Below are 15,715 nucleotides of genomic sequence, written 5' to 3'. Positions count from 1 at the left end.
GGTTATTACGCTGCAGCTTTCTTTTTAGAACTACGTAAAGATTTTCTTTTCAATAAATACCAGAGTGAACATGCAATGAAAATAGACGAATAAGCTCCACTTGTTAAACCGATTAATTTCGCAAGAGCGAAAAGTTTAATGGACTCACTACCGAAAATATACAAACAACCTGCGGCTAACAATACCACTAATACGGTATTGATATTACGCGCCATTGTCTGCCAGATACTATCGTTGACCAATGCAACGAGATCTTCGTCCGTTTTGAGTTTAGCAAATCGCAGATTTTCACGAATTCGGTCAAAAATAACGATTTTATCATTGATAGAATAACCGATTGTCGTCAAAACTGCCGCTAGAAACGGTAAGTTTACTTCAAAGCGGAAAATCGCAAACATAGCAATAACCATAAAAGCATCATGAAGTATAGCAATAATCGCTGCTAAGGCAAAGCGCCACTCGAAACGAATACTGACATACAAACAAATCAACACGCTGGAAATGGCAACAGCATATACCGCTTTCAGCAACAATTCCTTCGCTAATTGTGGATCAACTGTGTTGATTTCTTTGGAAACCTCAGTACCATAAGCGGTTGCGAATGCTTTTTGGATCTTATTTACCGTATCATCATTAAGAACATCATCGAATCGAATGGAGACACGATCACTGTTATTGCCGCCGATTGTTGGATCCGCAAAGTTCGATTTTACATCGCCATTCGTTGTAAGAGTATGCAATATCTCTTCAACCTTGGCCTTGTCTAGCTGTTTGCCAACGACAAGATCAATATTCGTTCCTGCTTTGAAATCAACACCGAAATTCATGCCAGAAAACAGCATAACGGACAGACCAATAACAAGAAGAGCAATCGAAATAATGAAAAACTTATTGCGATTTTTCACAAAATCATACTGTTTCTTAAAGCCCACGGATATCTGCCTCCTTCACACCGAAATAACTTGGCTTTTTCAGCAAGTTGCCCCGTATGATAAGATGCAGCAGCCATCTGGAGAACAATACGTTCGTTAAGATACTGATAATAATACTCATCATCGTAATAACCGCGAATCCGCGAATAGCGCCGTTTCCGACGTAGTACAGAACAATACCAGCAATTAAATTCGTTACGTTAGCATCCATAATCGTACGGAAAGAATGTTTCGAGCCTGATTTCAAAGATGAAAGAATGCTCTTACCGGCACGTATTTCCTCACGGATTCTTTCATAAGTAATAATGTTCGCATCGACCGCCATACCTGCTCCTAAGACGAGGGCCGCAATACCTGGCAGCGTAAGTGTTGCATTCATAAAGTCGAATATGGCCAACAATACCCATACATAAGTAATCAGTGTAAAGGCAGCCACAAGACCCGGTGCGCGGTAGTATAGTACCATGAAGATAAAGATTAAGATCGAAGCAATCAAACCAGCTCTAGCTGTTTGGTGCAGCGATGCTTTACCTAAAGTGGCATCCACACGCTGAATATATTTCTCTGTTAATTTCAATGGCATTGCACCCAAGTTAATCATCTTGGCTACTTTAGTTGCTTCCGTTACACTTGTTTGTGTAATGATTGCTGAATCACTGTCAATTGGGAAATTAACCGATGCTGTCGACTGCACTTCATCATCTAAGAAAATGGACAAGGTACTGCCAACTAGCTTAGTCGTAACTTCTTTAAATTTCTCTCTGCTTTTCATCTTGATTTCGACAATCGGTTGCTTCGTATTCGGATCGTAGCTTAATTTAGCCGCGTTTTCTACGAAATCTGTTCCGTTCATATAAACCGTTCCATCCGGACCTCTAAAGGTAAGAACTGAAGGCTTAGACATTAAGGCCCTAACTTCTTCCTCATTTTCCACACCCGCAAGTCGCACACGAATGCGATCAGATCCTTCTGTATAAACCTCAGGTTCGGTTACACCAAGGGAGTCAGCTCGTTTCGCAAGACTTTCTGCTGCTTGCGTAAGCGTTTCCTTCGTCAATGGTTGACCTGCTGCCAAGGGCTCTGCGGTGTACAAAATTTCAAACCCGCCTTTTAAATCCAATCCAAGCTTAATTCGTTCTACAAGACTAGGGCTTGTTGCTCCGATTGCTCCGAGAACAATAACTACCGTTAGAAAAAAGAACGATATTCTTTTCCAATCCACCATCTCTTGCTTGTCTCCCTTCCATACTCAATATGCCTATTATACTCAGGTCTGAAAATCGAGTCAATTTAAGTCGTTTCATGAAAAATAAGCCCATTCTTAGAATTGGGCTCCTTTATACATACTAATCGTCATCCAGTTCATGAATGCCGTTGATTTGAGCGACAAAATGTCATTTACAATTTGATGAAGCGAAGGGACACCCGTTTTGCGGTATTTGTCGCTAACACAATCCCATATATCTTTACCACTCACGTGTTCGTAGCCAAGCATAACAAATTCTTCAACTTTGCTTAAACATAAACTTTCGATAAGCTCGTTAAGTTCTATATCCGTAAGGGAAACCTCTTCTTCCTCAGAGTCTATGGATGCTGTCTCGCTAGCCTCTGCCTGTTCATTCTTCTTGTCCTCAGGATGATGAGGTACTTGATCGTTATCTTCTCCGTTCATTGGGAGAACCTCCTAAGGTGTGATTTACCTTTACTCATTAGAATAATTCGATGTACATCCACCATTTTCCTGCCAAACTGTGACCTGTCCACAAAATGTTAGCATGAGCTTGGCCAGCCTTCGCATAGTCATAGGATATGACACGTATCGGAAGAGGGAATGGCAGTGACCAAGCAGTCGTTTATTAGAGGCACGATGATCCTGTTAGCCGCAGGCATTTTGAACCGTATTCTTGGCTTCATACCTAGAATTACTTTACCGCGTGTCATCGGTGCTGAAGGTATCGGTATTTATCATATGGGCTGGCCATTCTTGTCCGTCATCTTAACCATTATAACAGGCGGAATACCTGTCGCCATTGCCAAGTTGATAGCAGAAGCAGAAGCTGAACACAACGAAACGAGAATCCGCAGCATTCTAAAAATTTCGTTAGCCATTACCATCTGTCTCAGTGTCGTATTTACGATCGCTTGTGTCGTAGGAGCTTCGTGGATTACATCACATTTATTAACAGACTCACGAGTTTACTACACTTTTCTGTGTATGAGTCCAATGATCCCGATCATCGGAATCTCTGCTGTTTATCGCGGCTATTTTCAAGGAAGACAGAATATGATCCCTACCGCTACATCTCAAATTATGGAGACACTCATCCGAATTGTCATGGTTCTCGTTTGTTCGTATGTAATGATCCCTTATGGGATCGAATATGCAGCAGCCGGTGCAATGATGGGTGTCCTAGCGGGAGAAATTGGCGGCCTGGTCGTCTTAGCCATTCATTTTAAGTACGACAAAAAAACATCTCCAAAAGCCCCTATCGCACAAATTGGTACGAATAAAACGAATGGCAGACTTTCTAATTTTCGTAGAATTATGCGAATAGCAATCCCTATAACAGGAAGTAAATTGATTGGGGCAAGCTCCTACCTGCTGGAATCCATTCTGATTGCACAAAGTCTAGCGATAGCGGGTATCTCAACTTCATTGGCTACAGCCCAATACGGCGCCTTACAAGGGATGATTATCCCCATCATACTTCTGCCTAGTGCTCTTACGATGTCATTGTCGGTCTCGCTCGTACCCTCCTTAAGCGAAGCCCTTGCCCGCAAAGATATCAAAACGATTCACATGCGGCTGCATCAATCCTTGAAGTTGGCTTTAGTAACCGGTGCTCCGTTCGCTGTCCTTATGTTCGTTCTTGCTGAACCGATTTGTACTTACATGTACAATCAACCAGATGTAGGGGTCATGCTGAAAATGATGGCTCCTATCGCCATATTTATTTACTTTCAAGCTCCGTTGCAGTCCGCCTTGCAGGCTTTGAATAAACCAGGAGCCGCTTTAATCAATACCTTGATTGGCTCATCTGTTAAGCTTATTCTCATATATTGGCTAGCCAGCAAGCCGGAAATGGGTATTCACGGAGCTGTTTTCGCAATCAATGTGAACATCGTCTTAGTAACGCTTCTGCATTGGAATAGTGTTGTACGCCTGCTAAAATTCCGTATGGAAGGCAGTGATTTTGGTAAAATAGGAGCGGCTATGGCGCTTTCCGGGCTTTGCAGTTATTTCGTCATGTATACGTCTTGGACTTCAACCGATTGGCTTCGTTTTGTAACCTCTTTTCTCATTGGATTTATTGTATATTTATTGTTCATTACTGTATTTCGTCTGATTAGCTTAAAGGATATAACCCGGCTTATGAACATGGGCAAAAAAATCATACGCTGATGAGCAGCTTATCTTTTACGATCCAAAAACATTCGCCCTCTATGATCAATAGAGCAATAAAACACCTCTTTAAAATCGCGGGCTCCTTTAACTTGAAGTTGATTTTTCAGCCAAAATCTAGTTTTTCCTATTTTCTCCAAATTCTCATCCTGTACTTTACCATCCATAATGAGAGGCAGCGGAAGACCTTCATAGCGAATCGTCCCCTTCATTCCATCATTGACTTCGGCTGTCTCTTTGACTTCTCTCTCCACTACACTTAATTTCCCTGAAGGTTCTAACACTGCGAACTCCACGTCTGCCACATTCATAATCTTATTTTGTCTCAGCTGCAGCATCAAATCATCTAAATTATATCGATGTTTCTTCATTTCCTCTCGGTCAATCATTCCCTTGTTGATTAAGACGCTCGGCTTTCCGTCAAAGAGAATTCGAACCGCTCTACTTTTTAACGTAATAAACGCAATGAAGATTTGGATCAATACCAGCGTTACCATCGGGACAAGCCCATCCATAAGTGGTTTGTTGGAATCCTCAAGAACAAAGACCGCAATTTCTGCAATCATAATTGAGATCACAAGATCAAACAGCGAAAGTTTACCAATTTCACGTTTCCCCATGATCCTTAACATGAGAAAAACGACAAAGTAGATCAGCACAGTACGTAAAAAAATGGTCAGAATATCCATTGTTAGCCTCCCCTGATCTAAGCTCTTGCTTGTTCTCGGAGTTCAATGGTATTCTGACCGCTCATGCACTTCATCATGCAGAATTTACGTATTCAATTGTTGCCAATTCCTACAGAAATAACTTGAAATAAATTGTAGCTGCTATGAATAAAAGCAGGGATATCGGAGCTGCCACGATAATATATCCACGTTGAGTTAGCCCTCCCCCCTCCTGATCAGAAAGGCCAGCTGCATACATGCTAGTCATAGAACTAAGTAGAGTTACCCCGCTGCCAATGGCAGTTCCAACGATTAAGGACCACCATAATGTAGAAACTGTTGAGATACCGGCTGTATTTTGCAGCGTGCTACCCATATGCTCTACGACTGGAATCATGGCAGCTGTATAAGGAATGTAGTCCATCATGGCAGAGCCAAAGCCAGTAAGCCATAGCAGAAGAATGGATAAGAAAGGGATGTTTCCTTGACTGATTTCTAAACCTTTGACTGCAATAAATCCGCTAATCCCGGCATATGTTAAACCACCAGTCATGATGAATAATCCAAAGAAAAATAGCAATTGTGTTTCTCTTACGCCTTGCCATACAGAAAGATAGTCTCTTCGTTTCACCAGTTGGACTAGTTCTTTGTAGTTTATTGCCAATAATGTCACTGCCCCACATACAGCAATATACGAGGCTTTCCATCCAAGAACACCTTGAAGCAACAACGCCAACAGCGTAAGTCCGGTGATTAAACAGCTCCCAGTAAGAAATCCTCGATCTGAAGCTAAATAGGAGGCGGGTTGTAAAGTAAGCAGCTCTCTTTTATACGATTCTGCTACGATCATCTTCTTCCCGTAAATTAACCATATCACGAGATATACAATGACCAGCAAGATGATTACAAGAGGCCCAAGCTTTATTAGCATTTCCCCAATTGATATGTTCTCTGCAACTCCAATCATTCGGTTAGGCAAATTCCCCATGAGCGTTGCAGCTCCGCCAATATTCACGGATAAGAGAATGCTAATCAGAAAAGGAACTGGAGATAATTTCATCATTTTTGTCGTCTTCAGCAAGATGGGTACCAGCACAGCTATTGCTAGCAAACCGTCCAGAAGCGCTGATACTATCGCTGCAAGGACTGACAAACTAAGTAGAATCGTAATTGGTTGTATTCGAAATTTCCGAAGGATATGAGCAGCCGAATAAGCGATAATTCCTGTTTTCTGAAAAACGCCAGAAATAACAAATAAGCTAGTGATTAGTAAAAGAACATGCCAGTTCGCGTAACTTGTAACTGCCTTGCCAAGAGGAACAATCCCCATAATGATCATCAGAAGGGCTCCACCTAATGCTGTATATATCCGATCCCATTTCTCAATCAAGATACAAACATAAGCCGCGGCAAAAATGATCAAGGCAACGATAGCTTGCCATAAAGCTGGACCTTGAGAAAATTCCGTCATAATTATCCCCTTCCCTTTGAACAGTCTGTACTAATTCTATGTGCTTGGCCATACAATGATGTTAATGAAAAGAACGAATATACGAAAGGATTGGTGGCCTGTGAACCCTATGAAAACGGTCAGTCAGGTTCGAATAACGTCTCCTTTATTTTCCGGACTTGTTTATTCATTAAGTATGATGACAATTGGAACAATAGTGACGTCATTATTTCTTCTTTTAACCAGCACACAAGAAAGCTCTCTGCATATGTTAACTACGATTATTCATGCAGTTTCTCTATTTATTGGAGGCTGGGTTTCAGGCAAGAGAGCTGGAAACCGCGGCTGGTATCACGGGGGTATTGTAGGCTTAGTCTATTTTATCCTCATTTTTTTGGTTGGTTTTCTTGCTTTCGATGCAGGTTTGAATCTTCAATCCCTTCAATTACTTAGCATTCTATTCGTGTCAGGAGCATTGGGCGGAATACTCGGCGTTAACACGCAAAAATAAGACGTTTCCGTGAAGATATCACTTTCCCCCTTTGATTGTGGTATAATATCATAGTTATTGCCGCAAATAATTTCCAATATTAGGGGGAAAACACCATGAGCCCTTTTCATTCTATGACACATGCAACGGTCTATATAGTCATTACTGTTTTATTTTTTCTGATCGCTGCGACACGTAAAAGTCCATTTAATATTGCTGGAAGCTTTGTTCAAGAAATATTTACTTCTCGTAAGTATCTCCTTCACTTTGTGGCACTGATTACCATCCTATTTTTTAATAAAGTCGAAATGTGGGTTGAAAAAGGGATCGATATCAAAACCGATTTCACCAAGTCAATCTATGGCATTGAAGGCAACTTTGTTTCAGCCATTCAGCACTTTTTCCATAATGATACTTTGACTTTAGTTAGCAGTTATTTTTATGTGGTCGTTTTTCCTGCTGTAATGATAACATCGATTGCGCTTTATACGTACCAGAAAAATTATAGACTCTTTTACGCCATTTGCTACGCACTCATGTTCAACTATATGATCGCTATTCCATTCTATCTGTTTTTCCCAGTTAACGAGGTTTGGTCGTTTCATCCTAATGTTAAGCTTTTGATACTAGATGTGTTCCCAACCTTTGAGCAAGATTATCGACCACTTTCCGGACTTGATAATTGTTTCCCAAGCTTGCATACATCGATCTCGGTTTCGATGGCTGTAATTGCAGTGAAGAGCCGCAGTACGTTTTGGAAAATATTTGTACCCTGTTCTTCGGCCTTCATCATCTTCACGATCTTTTATCTGGGCATCCACTGGTTATCTGACATGTGCGCAGGTGTTGTGCTTGGTGTAGTAGCAGCCAGAGTGGGCTTACGTATTTCCGATGGCCGTCTCGTTCTTGGCGAACAAGTTCTGCTGAAACGGTTAAAGAATAATGAACTATAATCCTAGCTTTATCTCCTTGTAGAAAACCAAATAAAAAGCGAGAACCTGATTGAAGGATCTCGCTTTTTTATTTATTCTTTTGCTGTAGTTTGAGAAACAGCATTGATAGCAGAACGATCAAATGTCATTTTCGTCGCATCGTTGACACGAAGTACACAAATGTCATCTGTGATTTCCATAATCGTTCCGTGAAGCCCACCAATCGTAACGACCTTATCCCCTTTTTTCAATCCTCCAAGCATTTGATTACGGTTTTTCTGTCTTTTCTGCTGTGGACGAATAAGTAGGAAGTAAAGAACGACAAACATGAGCACTAAAGGTCCGTATGTATACAAATACCCAACTGCACCTGTATTCGTAGTGTCTGCTGATAGTAACATAGGTATCCTCCTTTCTTAAAATCCTCTTTCATTATCATTCAGCCCATAAGCGGCAAAGAATTCATCACGGAAATCAAGTAAACGATCTTCCTGGATGGCTCCTCTTACATCACGCATGAGCTGTAGTAGAAAGTGAAGGTTATGAATCGTAGTCAATCTGATTCCGAAGGTCTCATCCGCTTTTATTAAATGACGAATATAAGCCCGGCTGTAGTTTGTACAAGTATAACAGGTACATTTGGGATCCAGCGGACCAAAGTCGGTCGCATGCTTAGCATTACGAATAACAAGCCGGCCTTCGCTAGTCATACATGTCCCATTCCTGGCTATCCTTGTTGGTAGTACGCAATCGAACATATCGATACCGCGGATAGAACCTTCAATTAGAGCATCCGGGGAACCTACACCCATCAAATAGCGAGGTTTGTTCGCAGGCATCAGAGGTGTTGTGTAATCAAGCACATCATACATCAAATGCTTAGGCTCTCCAACACTCAGTCCACCAATAGCATACCCCGGGAAATCCATGGAAGTCAACTGCTCGGCACTCAACCTCCGAAGATCTTCATGCATGCCTCCTTGAATAATGGCGAACAATCCTTGATCATTCGGTCTACTATGACTTTGCAGACAGCGCTCAGCCCAGCGCGTCGTACGCTCCAGTGATTTCTTCACATAATCGTACTCTGCCGGGAAAGGCGGACATTCGTCAAAAGCCATCATAATATCAGAACCAAGCGCATTCTGAATCTCCATTGCCTTCTCTGGGGAGAGAAACAGCTTGTCCCCATTCAAGTGGGATTTAAACTGGACGCCTTCTTCTGTAATCTTACGCATGTTACTTAGACTGAATACTTGAAACCCGCCGCTGTCTGTCAAAATAGGTCGGTCCCAATTCATGAATTTGTGCAAACCGCCAGCGGCTTTCACAATATCATGACCCGGCCTGATGAAGAGATGATAAGTATTACTTAAAATAATATGAGCATCCATCGTTTTTAATTCTTCAGGGCTCATCGTCTTCACTGTCGCTTGTGTGCCAACTGGCATAAAGGCAGGCGTCTCAATGACACCGTGAGGTGTGTGAACGCGTCCAAGACGTGCTCCGGATTGTTTACATGTTTTGATTGGTTCGTAAGTAACTGCTGCTGCCAATACATCCACTTCCTATTCTAAGCGTCTTTCTGACTACTGATCTTAGTAAATTAACATAGCATCTCCAAAACTAAAAAAGCGATATTGCTCTCGAACAGCTTCTTCATAAGCTTGCAACACATTCGTTCGCCCAGCCATTGCGCTTATGAGCATAAGCAGGGTTGACTTAGGTAAGTGGAAATTGGTTAACAAGGAATCCACCACACCAAACGTATACCCCGGATAAATAAAAATTGAAGTCCAGCCCTGGGAAGGCTGAATAACTAATTTTTCGTTAGCGTCGTTACCTGCGTGCTTACGGCTCAAGCCCGCTGCCGTTTCTAACGTACGTGCAGATGTAGTCCCCACAGCAATCACACGCTTACCATTCATTTTGGTTTCATTAATTAGTGCTGCCGTTTCAGCTGACAGCATGTAATACTCCTCGTGCATTTGGTGTTCTTCAATGGTGTCCACAGATACAGGACGGAATGTCCCGAGCCCGACATGCAAGGTGACAAATGCAAGACGAACACCCTTAGCTTGCAGTTTATCCAAGTAGGCTTCGGTAAAGTGCAGCCCTGCCGTTGGTGCAGCAGCTGAGCCTTCATGCTTTGCATATACGGTTTGATAGCGTTCCCGCTCGGACAACTGCTCCTTAATATAAGGAGGAAGCGGCATCTCGCCCAATCGGTCTAGAATCTCATTGAAAATGCCTGTATAACTAAATTGGAGTACACGACCACCCATATCTCCAACTTCCACAACTTCCGCCGTCAACAAAGGTTGTTCACCACCGGTTGAGTTTGCGTTCACGCCGAAAACCGCCACGGCACCTAATTGCATGCGTTTCCCAGGTTTTACCAAGGCCTCCCAGCGATCCTCGCCCAGGGGTTTCAGGAGCAAAATCTCCACTTTGGCGCCGGTGTCTTTCTTCGCACCAAAAAGCCGCGCTGGAATGACTCGTGTGTCATTCATCACGAGTAAATCCCCGGCTTCTACATAATCAATTAGCTGCTCAAAAGTCCGGTGATGTATCTCACCTGATTCTTTGTTCAGCGTAAGCAGTCTAGACGCCGTGCGATCAAGCAGCGGCGTCTGGGCAATCAATGATTCAGGTAGTTCAAAATCGAAAGCTTGTACATCCATGTTGTGTATTCATTCCTTAGTTATGTTGACTCCAGCATAATAAGACTGAAGTATTTTCTTATAATCGTAACCTAATTCGGCATAGCCTCTTGCACCCCATTGAGACATGCCAAGTCCGTGTCCAAAGCCTGTTCCACGGAAAATGAACTGATTGCCTTGACCTGATGTTTGTGGATTAGGAGGAGTCACAGGGGTTACTAGAGAAGACGTCGGCTTCGACTGTCCCGCTGTGCCTAGAGCAGTTAAATCGGTTATCTTCAAGGCTGTAGGCTGTGATTGACCACCCGACAGCACATAGACCGAATCAGAGCCAGCGTTACTTGTCTCACTACTTCCTGCACCAGCAATCGCTAGGCCAATAGGATTTGGGGTATTACCAGTATAACTTCCTGCTTGTACAATTTCAAACCGGGTGCTGGGTAATCCTCCGAGTGCCGCACGTAATGCATCGGGATAAGGCACCTTCACCACAACTCCGTTCGCTTTAAGTTCGGTCACCCTCCCCGAAGGTCCTCGCTTCGATATTTCAAGTGATTGCAGATCTCCGCTTACAATTACATTTGCTGCCGCTAATTTACTTTTGATCTCATTACCTGTGTAAGGACCTCTAATCCAAGAATAGGCATTCGATTCTTTTTCTTGGCCCAGCACTAACACTTTCTCTTTATTGGAAAGCTGAGCGATCGAAGGATTAGCTGTATTATCTACATAAGGTGCTGTCCGGACATTTACACCTTGTTCCGTTGCCTCGTAGTAGGAAGCGCCCTCTTTACCCTTCTGTCCACTGTCTTTGAGATACATGCTGTGTACGTAGCCCGTTCGACCATCGGTTAACTGAATGCGATACCAGATGGCTTTCCCTTTTTCAGCACCATCATCCGGACTTGGTACACTACGCAAATAAGCTAATGGATTCCCCCACACTTCAGAGGGATCCGCAGTCATCCCGCCTGAATTCGAAGAAAATACAGGTGAAATCAGTCCATTTTTATCTGATAATACTTCATCTTTCGTCGCATCAACAGCTTGTATTCCAGCAGCAAATTCCTTTTGTATCCCAAAGTAAACCTGATCTAACGTTGTATCCGTAACTTGTGCTATCTCATACTTATTTCCCTGTTTGATTGCAAACGTACGGGCAGCTACAGCTTGTGCCTTCAACGCTTCTGTTGGCCAACCGGAACTAAGTTCAGAGCCTACGACAGCATATAAATATTGCTCCATCGGTACTTCATTCACCAAGGCTAACTTACCATGATACGTACTTATTTCCATGTCTCCGCGGTAACTGAGGTTAGCCCGCTCCTTGATTGCAATTCCCTGACTCTTCGGATGGATCACCGTCTTTTGATCACCTGCTGCCGCGGCATAATGAAGCACCGAAGCGGAGCCATTCGAGGAAGCCGTCACATCCGACCTGCGAAGTAAATAGGATGATTTCGTATTCACGGGTTGTAAAGGCAAGTTGGGGGCTGCGCGTAACGCCGCCTGTTTTACTGCTTCTAACTGTCCTGTAGTAGCTTCATTACCTACCCATACGCTATAGGTTAGTTTACCTGCCACATCTTCTTGCAGCGCAATATCTGCCTCGAGTCCCGTTTGGTTAAACACAAGCAACTGCTGCAAAGCAGAAGCCTCATCAGCAAACGTACCCGCATTCCAATGCAGTGGACCTTTAGATACAGGAAGAGCCGATTTCGTTAACGTCGAAACAGTTGTATCTTTAAGCGCCTGCGCCGCAGCGCCCTCGGCTTCTTCCTTAGAAGGGAAGCTGCCGTAATAAACTTGGTACACCGTTCTGCCTTGTTTCACTCTACTTAACACATAGCTATCTTCGGGCATCGCAGCTAATTTAGCATATAAGGCTTTGGCTGCTATATAGTCTATCGTTTCGAGCATAATTACACTAAACTGATCAATTGATAGTCGAATCGAAGCATCCGGAATCGAGGCCCACGGTTTAGCAGCAGTCCCGGCTGAATTACGCACAGCAATATCCAGACCGCCAGATGCAGTAAGGGTAACTACGGGTTCTACTTTCTTATATTTGGTTGAATCTATCAAAAGTGCAACACGAATCTGATCCAAATGTTTGATCCCCTCTGCATTTGCATGGGGCACCAGCGCAGGGAATGTTCCAAAAGTCAAAGCAGCCGTCGTTATCAAAGCAATTCTCTTAGGGATAAGCAGCTTATTTTTCCAATTCATTCGACACAATTTCCTTTCTTTCGCAGCATTCTACTAAGTTAGACTCTAGAAATTGGAAGAAGTTTTGGTTGATAGAATTTTACATAGGCAAAAAACAATCATGATCCAAACTATCTTATGTATTTAAACTCCTATGCGATAAAATCTATAGCTACGCCTTAGAGGACCTCGATTGTTGCAGAAAGTACAACATTTCGTCCGGATTTCCGCCATTCTCCTCCTCATGTTGTAAAAAATACAACAATTTTCACTGTTGAAGACTAAATGGGGAGGTGTTGGCCTTAAACTATTGTACTTTGTACAACAATCGCTGAGTAAAACCATATTAAGCCCCGAAATTGTTGCAGAATGTACAACATAGCTCTAAATTGCGCTTGGGCTTCAGAGATTCCCTCTCTTACACCTCCAATTTGTGGAAAGGGCAATCAGCTTTCTAGTACCAGAACACTCTAATGAAACAAAAAACTTTCTTGTACTGCAATGCTCAACTGAACACAAAAAACTTTCTAGTACCAGCAAAGCTCTACTGAGAACAAAAAACTTTCTTGTACCTCTACTCTCGAGTAATTCAAAGAAACTACTTGTATCACTAAGCTCGACTGAAAAAAACACTCACTAGCACCAACTAGACCGAAACAAAAAAATCTTTTGCCCGCCTTACAGCTGCGGCAAAAGATCGCGAATTACCGTTGTTCCGGCACCGGTAAACCTAAATGATGATAGGCCTGAGGCGTTACCATCCGGCCTCTTGGGGTACGCTGCAAGAATCCAATTTGCAGCAAATAAGGCTCGTAGACGTCTTCGATCGTCTGACTCTCTTCGCCGATGGTGGCGGCAATCGTTTCGAGCCCTACTGGGCCGCCCTGGAAGCTTTGAATGATGGCGCGCAGCATCTTATGATCAATCTCATCAAGCCCTAGGTCATCGACCTGTATAAGCTTGAGTGCCTCTTTGGCGATGTTCAGCGTGATAATGCCATCGCCCTTCACTTGCGCGAAGTCGCGCACCCGCTTCAGCAAGCGGTTCGCGATTCGCGGTGTTCCCCGTGAGCGCATGCCGATCTCGCGCGCAGCTTCACCGACGATGCCGACCTGTAGGATGTCGGCCGTTCGGCTGACGATGTAGGTGAGCTCCTCCACCGTATAAAACTCCAGCCGACTGACGACCCCGAAACGGTCGCGCAGCGGCGCAGAAAGCAATCCGACGCGTGTCGTCGCGCCGATCAAGGTAAACGCCGGCAAGTCTAGACGCACCGAGCGTGCGCTCGGCCCCTTGCCGATGATAATATCAAGGGCAAAGTCCTCCATCGCCGGATACAGCACCTCTTCCACCGTACGGTGGAGGCGGTGAATTTCGTCGATGAAGAGCACATCGCCCTCCTGCAAATTCGTCAGGATGGCAGCTAAATCGCCCGGCCGCTCGATAGCAGGGCCGGAGGTTGTTCTTATGTTCACGCCAAGCTCGTTGGCGATGATGTTGGACAGCGTCGTTTTGCCGAGCCCAGGCGGTCCATACAGCAGCACATGATCAAGCGCTTCCTTACGCAGCTTGGCAGCTTCAATATAGATCTTGAGGTTCTCCTTCGCCTGCTTCTGGCCGATATATTCGGCCAAATAACGAGGACGTAGGCTGTACTCAATCGTGTTGTCCTCCATCATTAAATTAGCCGATATAATCCGGTCATTGTCCATGTTGATCCTCCTAAGAGTTTTGCTTTAGCAAAACTGACTTCGTAAGCATTCGCTGAGTTTTGCTTTAGTAAAACTGACTTCGTAAGCATTAGCTGAGTTTTGTTCTTCCACTACATCGAATACAAAGCTTGCAGCGCAAGCTTCATCAACACATCAACAGAGTCCGACACATTCGCTTTTGGCTTCACTTGCAACCAAGCACGATCAGCTTCAGCTTCCGTATAGCCAAGCGTCATCAATGCTTCCTTCGCTTCGCTCCAGGCATGACCGCCATCGCTCAGCTGAGCCGATCCAACCACGCTTAAAGCTACCGCAGCTTCCGGGCTTGAGAAGCTTACCGAGCCCAATTTGTCCTTCAGATCCAATATAATACGCTGCGCTGTCTTCTTTCCGATGCCGGGGAGCTTCGTCAAGAACGCTAGATTCTCCTGGCTAATTGCCAGAATCACAGCCTCCGGTCTTCCGCCCGCAGCAAGAATGCCCAGCGCCACCTTTGGCCCAATACCCGTTACATCAAGCAATAAGCGGAACAAGGACTGCTCATCCCGTGAAATAAAACCAAATAGCAAATGAGCATCTTCACGCACATGATAATGAATGAACATCGTCACTGCTTCATCTTCCTTATGCGGCAGCGCATAGGGATTCGGGCAGAATACACGATACCCTACGCCATTCACATCCAGCACAGCATAATCGCTCTCACGCTGTGCAACTTTTCCTCTTAAGAAATCTATCATCGTTTCACGACCTCGTTTATCCTGGATTGTAGAGAGGAGGAATGGGCATGGCAAATAGCAATAGCAAGCGCATCGGCCACATCATCAGGCTTAGGCACTTGGGACAGTTTAAGTAATATTTTGACCATTTCCTGTACTTGGTGTTTCTCAGCTTTCCCGTAGCCAACAACGGATTGTTTGACTTGAAGCGGAGTATATTCAGCAATCGACAACCCAGCCTGAACACCCGCAAGAATCATGACACCCCGCGCTTGTCCTACTGTAAATGCCGTCGTCACATTCCGATTAAAGAACAATTTCTCTATCGACATCGCGTCCGGTTTATACTTCTCTATTAATTGCGTCGTAGCATCATAGACATCTTTCAGCCTGATCCCAGGGTCCGTATGCGCTTCGGTTTGAATTGAACCATACTGCACAGGAATGAGCTTACTTCCGATCTTATCAATAAAGCCAAAACCAACAATCGCGATCCCCGGATCAATACCCAGAATACGCACAGCAATCTTCTCCCATC

General features: G+C 44.0%; 15 protein-coding genes. 3 read left to right on the top strand and 12 right to left on the bottom strand.

Annotation, left to right across the window (positions count from 1 at the left end):
* Nucleotides 1–5 precede the first annotated feature (5 nt).
* The 3 genes from secF to QFZ81_RS06615 form a co-directional block, all read right to left on the bottom strand.
* On the bottom strand, nt 6–932 hold the full coding sequence (gene secF / locus QFZ81_RS06625) for a protein translocase subunit SecF (RefSeq protein ID WP_307446533.1): 927 nt from the start codon (nt 930–932) through the stop codon (nt 6–8).
* A complete protein-coding gene (secD, locus tag QFZ81_RS06620) occupies nt 922–2,154 on the bottom strand; it encodes a protein translocase subunit SecD (RefSeq protein ID WP_307450032.1) in 1,233 nt (410 codons plus the stop codon). The genes secF and secD overlap by 11 nt, the downstream gene beginning before the upstream one ends.
* Before the next feature lie 99 nt (nt 2,155–2,253).
* Nucleotides 2,254–2,604 carry a post-transcriptional regulator gene (locus QFZ81_RS06615; protein WP_307601996.1) on the bottom strand — a complete coding sequence of 117 codons (351 nt, stop codon included), beginning with the start codon at nt 2,602–2,604 and terminating at the stop codon, nt 2,254–2,256.
* 165 nt (nt 2,605–2,769) lie between these two features.
* On the opposite strand from QFZ81_RS06615, the gene spoVB reads away from it, so the two are divergent.
* Nucleotides 2,770–4,335: a stage V sporulation protein B gene (gene spoVB / locus QFZ81_RS06610; protein WP_307446541.1), complete on the top strand. Its 1,566-nt coding sequence runs from the start codon at nt 2,770–2,772 to the stop codon at nt 4,333–4,335.
* An 8-nt stretch (nt 4,336–4,343) separates the two neighbouring features.
* On the opposite strand, the gene QFZ81_RS06605 is transcribed toward spoVB, so the two are convergent.
* Both QFZ81_RS06605 and QFZ81_RS06600 read right to left on the bottom strand, forming a co-directional pair.
* Entirely contained in the window at nt 4,344–5,024 is a 681-nt protein-coding gene (locus QFZ81_RS06605) for a DUF421 domain-containing protein (protein WP_307446544.1), read from the bottom strand.
* A 109-nt stretch (nt 5,025–5,133) separates the two neighbouring features.
* The gene (locus QFZ81_RS06600) at nt 5,134–6,474 is read right to left on the bottom strand and encodes an ArsB/NhaD family transporter (RefSeq protein WP_307446547.1); all 1,341 of its coding nucleotides are present in this window, start codon (nt 6,472–6,474) and stop codon (nt 5,134–5,136) included.
* A 109-nt stretch (nt 6,475–6,583) separates the two neighbouring features.
* On the opposite strand from QFZ81_RS06600, the gene QFZ81_RS06595 reads away from it, so the two are divergent.
* On the top strand, nt 6,584–6,964 hold the full coding sequence (locus tag QFZ81_RS06595; protein WP_307446552.1) for a TIGR04086 family membrane protein: 381 nt from the start codon (nt 6,584–6,586) through the stop codon (nt 6,962–6,964).
* 95 nt (nt 6,965–7,059) lie between these two features.
* Nucleotides 7,060–7,896, top strand: a complete 837-nt coding sequence (locus QFZ81_RS06590) for a phosphatase PAP2 family protein (RefSeq protein ID WP_307446555.1) — start codon at nt 7,060–7,062, stop codon at nt 7,894–7,896.
* Between the two features lie 71 nt (nt 7,897–7,967).
* Here the strand turns inward: QFZ81_RS06590 and yajC are convergent, their stop codons facing one another.
* The 7 genes from yajC to ruvC form a co-directional block, all read right to left on the bottom strand.
* Nucleotides 7,968–8,276 (bottom strand): preprotein translocase subunit YajC, encoded by a 309-nt coding sequence (gene yajC, locus QFZ81_RS06585; RefSeq protein WP_307446558.1) that lies wholly within the window; start codon nt 8,274–8,276, stop codon nt 7,968–7,970.
* Nucleotides 8,277–8,291: 15 nt separating this feature from the next.
* Nucleotides 8,292–9,431 (bottom strand): tRNA guanosine(34) transglycosylase Tgt, encoded by a 1,140-nt coding sequence (gene tgt / locus QFZ81_RS06580; RefSeq protein ID WP_307446561.1) that lies wholly within the window; start codon nt 9,429–9,431, stop codon nt 8,292–8,294.
* Nucleotides 9,432–9,473: 42 nt separating this feature from the next.
* Complete coding sequence (gene queA / locus QFZ81_RS06575; RefSeq protein WP_307446564.1) at nt 9,474–10,559, bottom strand: tRNA preQ1(34) S-adenosylmethionine ribosyltransferase-isomerase QueA; 1,086 nt, start codon at nt 10,557–10,559, stop codon at nt 9,474–9,476.
* 9 nt (nt 10,560–10,568) lie between these two features.
* Nucleotides 10,569–12,767 carry a SpoIID/LytB domain-containing protein gene (locus QFZ81_RS06570; protein ID WP_307601995.1) on the bottom strand — a complete coding sequence of 733 codons (2,199 nt, stop codon included), beginning with the start codon at nt 12,765–12,767 and terminating at the stop codon, nt 10,569–10,571.
* A gap of 683 nt (nt 12,768–13,450) precedes the next feature.
* Nucleotides 13,451–14,458 carry a Holliday junction branch migration DNA helicase RuvB gene (gene ruvB, locus QFZ81_RS06565; protein ID WP_307446573.1) on the bottom strand — a complete coding sequence of 336 codons (1,008 nt, stop codon included), beginning with the start codon at nt 14,456–14,458 and terminating at the stop codon, nt 13,451–13,453.
* Nucleotides 14,459–14,568: 110 nt separating this feature from the next.
* On the bottom strand, nt 14,569–15,198 hold the full coding sequence (ruvA, locus tag QFZ81_RS06560) for a Holliday junction branch migration protein RuvA (protein WP_307446575.1): 630 nt from the start codon (nt 15,196–15,198) through the stop codon (nt 14,569–14,571).
* Complete coding sequence (ruvC, locus tag QFZ81_RS06555; RefSeq protein WP_307446577.1) at nt 15,195–15,698, bottom strand: crossover junction endodeoxyribonuclease RuvC; 504 nt, start codon at nt 15,696–15,698, stop codon at nt 15,195–15,197. Before ruvC ends, ruvA begins: the two co-directional genes overlap by 4 nt.
* Between the last annotated feature and the right edge of the window lie 17 nt (nt 15,699–15,715).

Source organism: Paenibacillus sp. V4I9, assembly GCF_030817295.1.
Taxonomy (GTDB): Bacteria; Bacillota; Bacilli; order Paenibacillales; family NBRC-103111; genus Paenibacillus_E.
Note: the sequence above shows the minus strand (reverse complement) of the source record. Positions and strands in the feature narration are given on the sequence as shown.

Excerpts from the sequence above, each read along its gene's own strand:
- QFZ81_RS06615 (WP_307601996.1), bottom strand. The coding sequence starts at position 2,604 with ATGAACGGAGAAGATAACGATCAAGTACCTCATCATCCTGAGGACAAG.
- QFZ81_RS06605 (WP_307446544.1), bottom strand. The coding sequence starts at position 5,024 with ATGGATATTCTGACCATTTTTTTACGTACTGTGCTGATCTACTTTGTC.
- QFZ81_RS06600 (WP_307446547.1), bottom strand. The coding sequence starts at position 6,474 with ATGACGGAATTTTCTCAAGGTCCAGCTTTATGGCAAGCTATCGTTGCC.
- QFZ81_RS06595 (WP_307446552.1), top strand. The coding sequence starts at position 6,584 with ATGAAAACGGTCAGTCAGGTTCGAATAACGTCTCCTTTATTTTCCGGA.
- QFZ81_RS06590 (WP_307446555.1), top strand. The coding sequence starts at position 7,060 with ATGAGCCCTTTTCATTCTATGACACATGCAACGGTCTATATAGTCATT.
- yajC (WP_307446558.1), bottom strand. The coding sequence starts at position 8,276 with ATGTTACTATCAGCAGACACTACGAATACAGGTGCAGTTGGGTATTTG.
- queA (WP_307446564.1), bottom strand. The coding sequence starts at position 10,559 with ATGGATGTACAAGCTTTCGATTTTGAACTACCTGAATCATTGATTGCC.
- QFZ81_RS06570 (WP_307601995.1), bottom strand. The coding sequence starts at position 12,767 with ATGAATTGGAAAAATAAGCTGCTTATCCCTAAGAGAATTGCTTTGATA.
- ruvB (WP_307446573.1), bottom strand. The coding sequence starts at position 14,458 with ATGGACAATGACCGGATTATATCGGCTAATTTAATGATGGAGGACAAC.
- ruvA (WP_307446575.1), bottom strand. The coding sequence starts at position 15,198 with ATGATAGATTTCTTAAGAGGAAAAGTTGCACAGCGTGAGAGCGATTAT.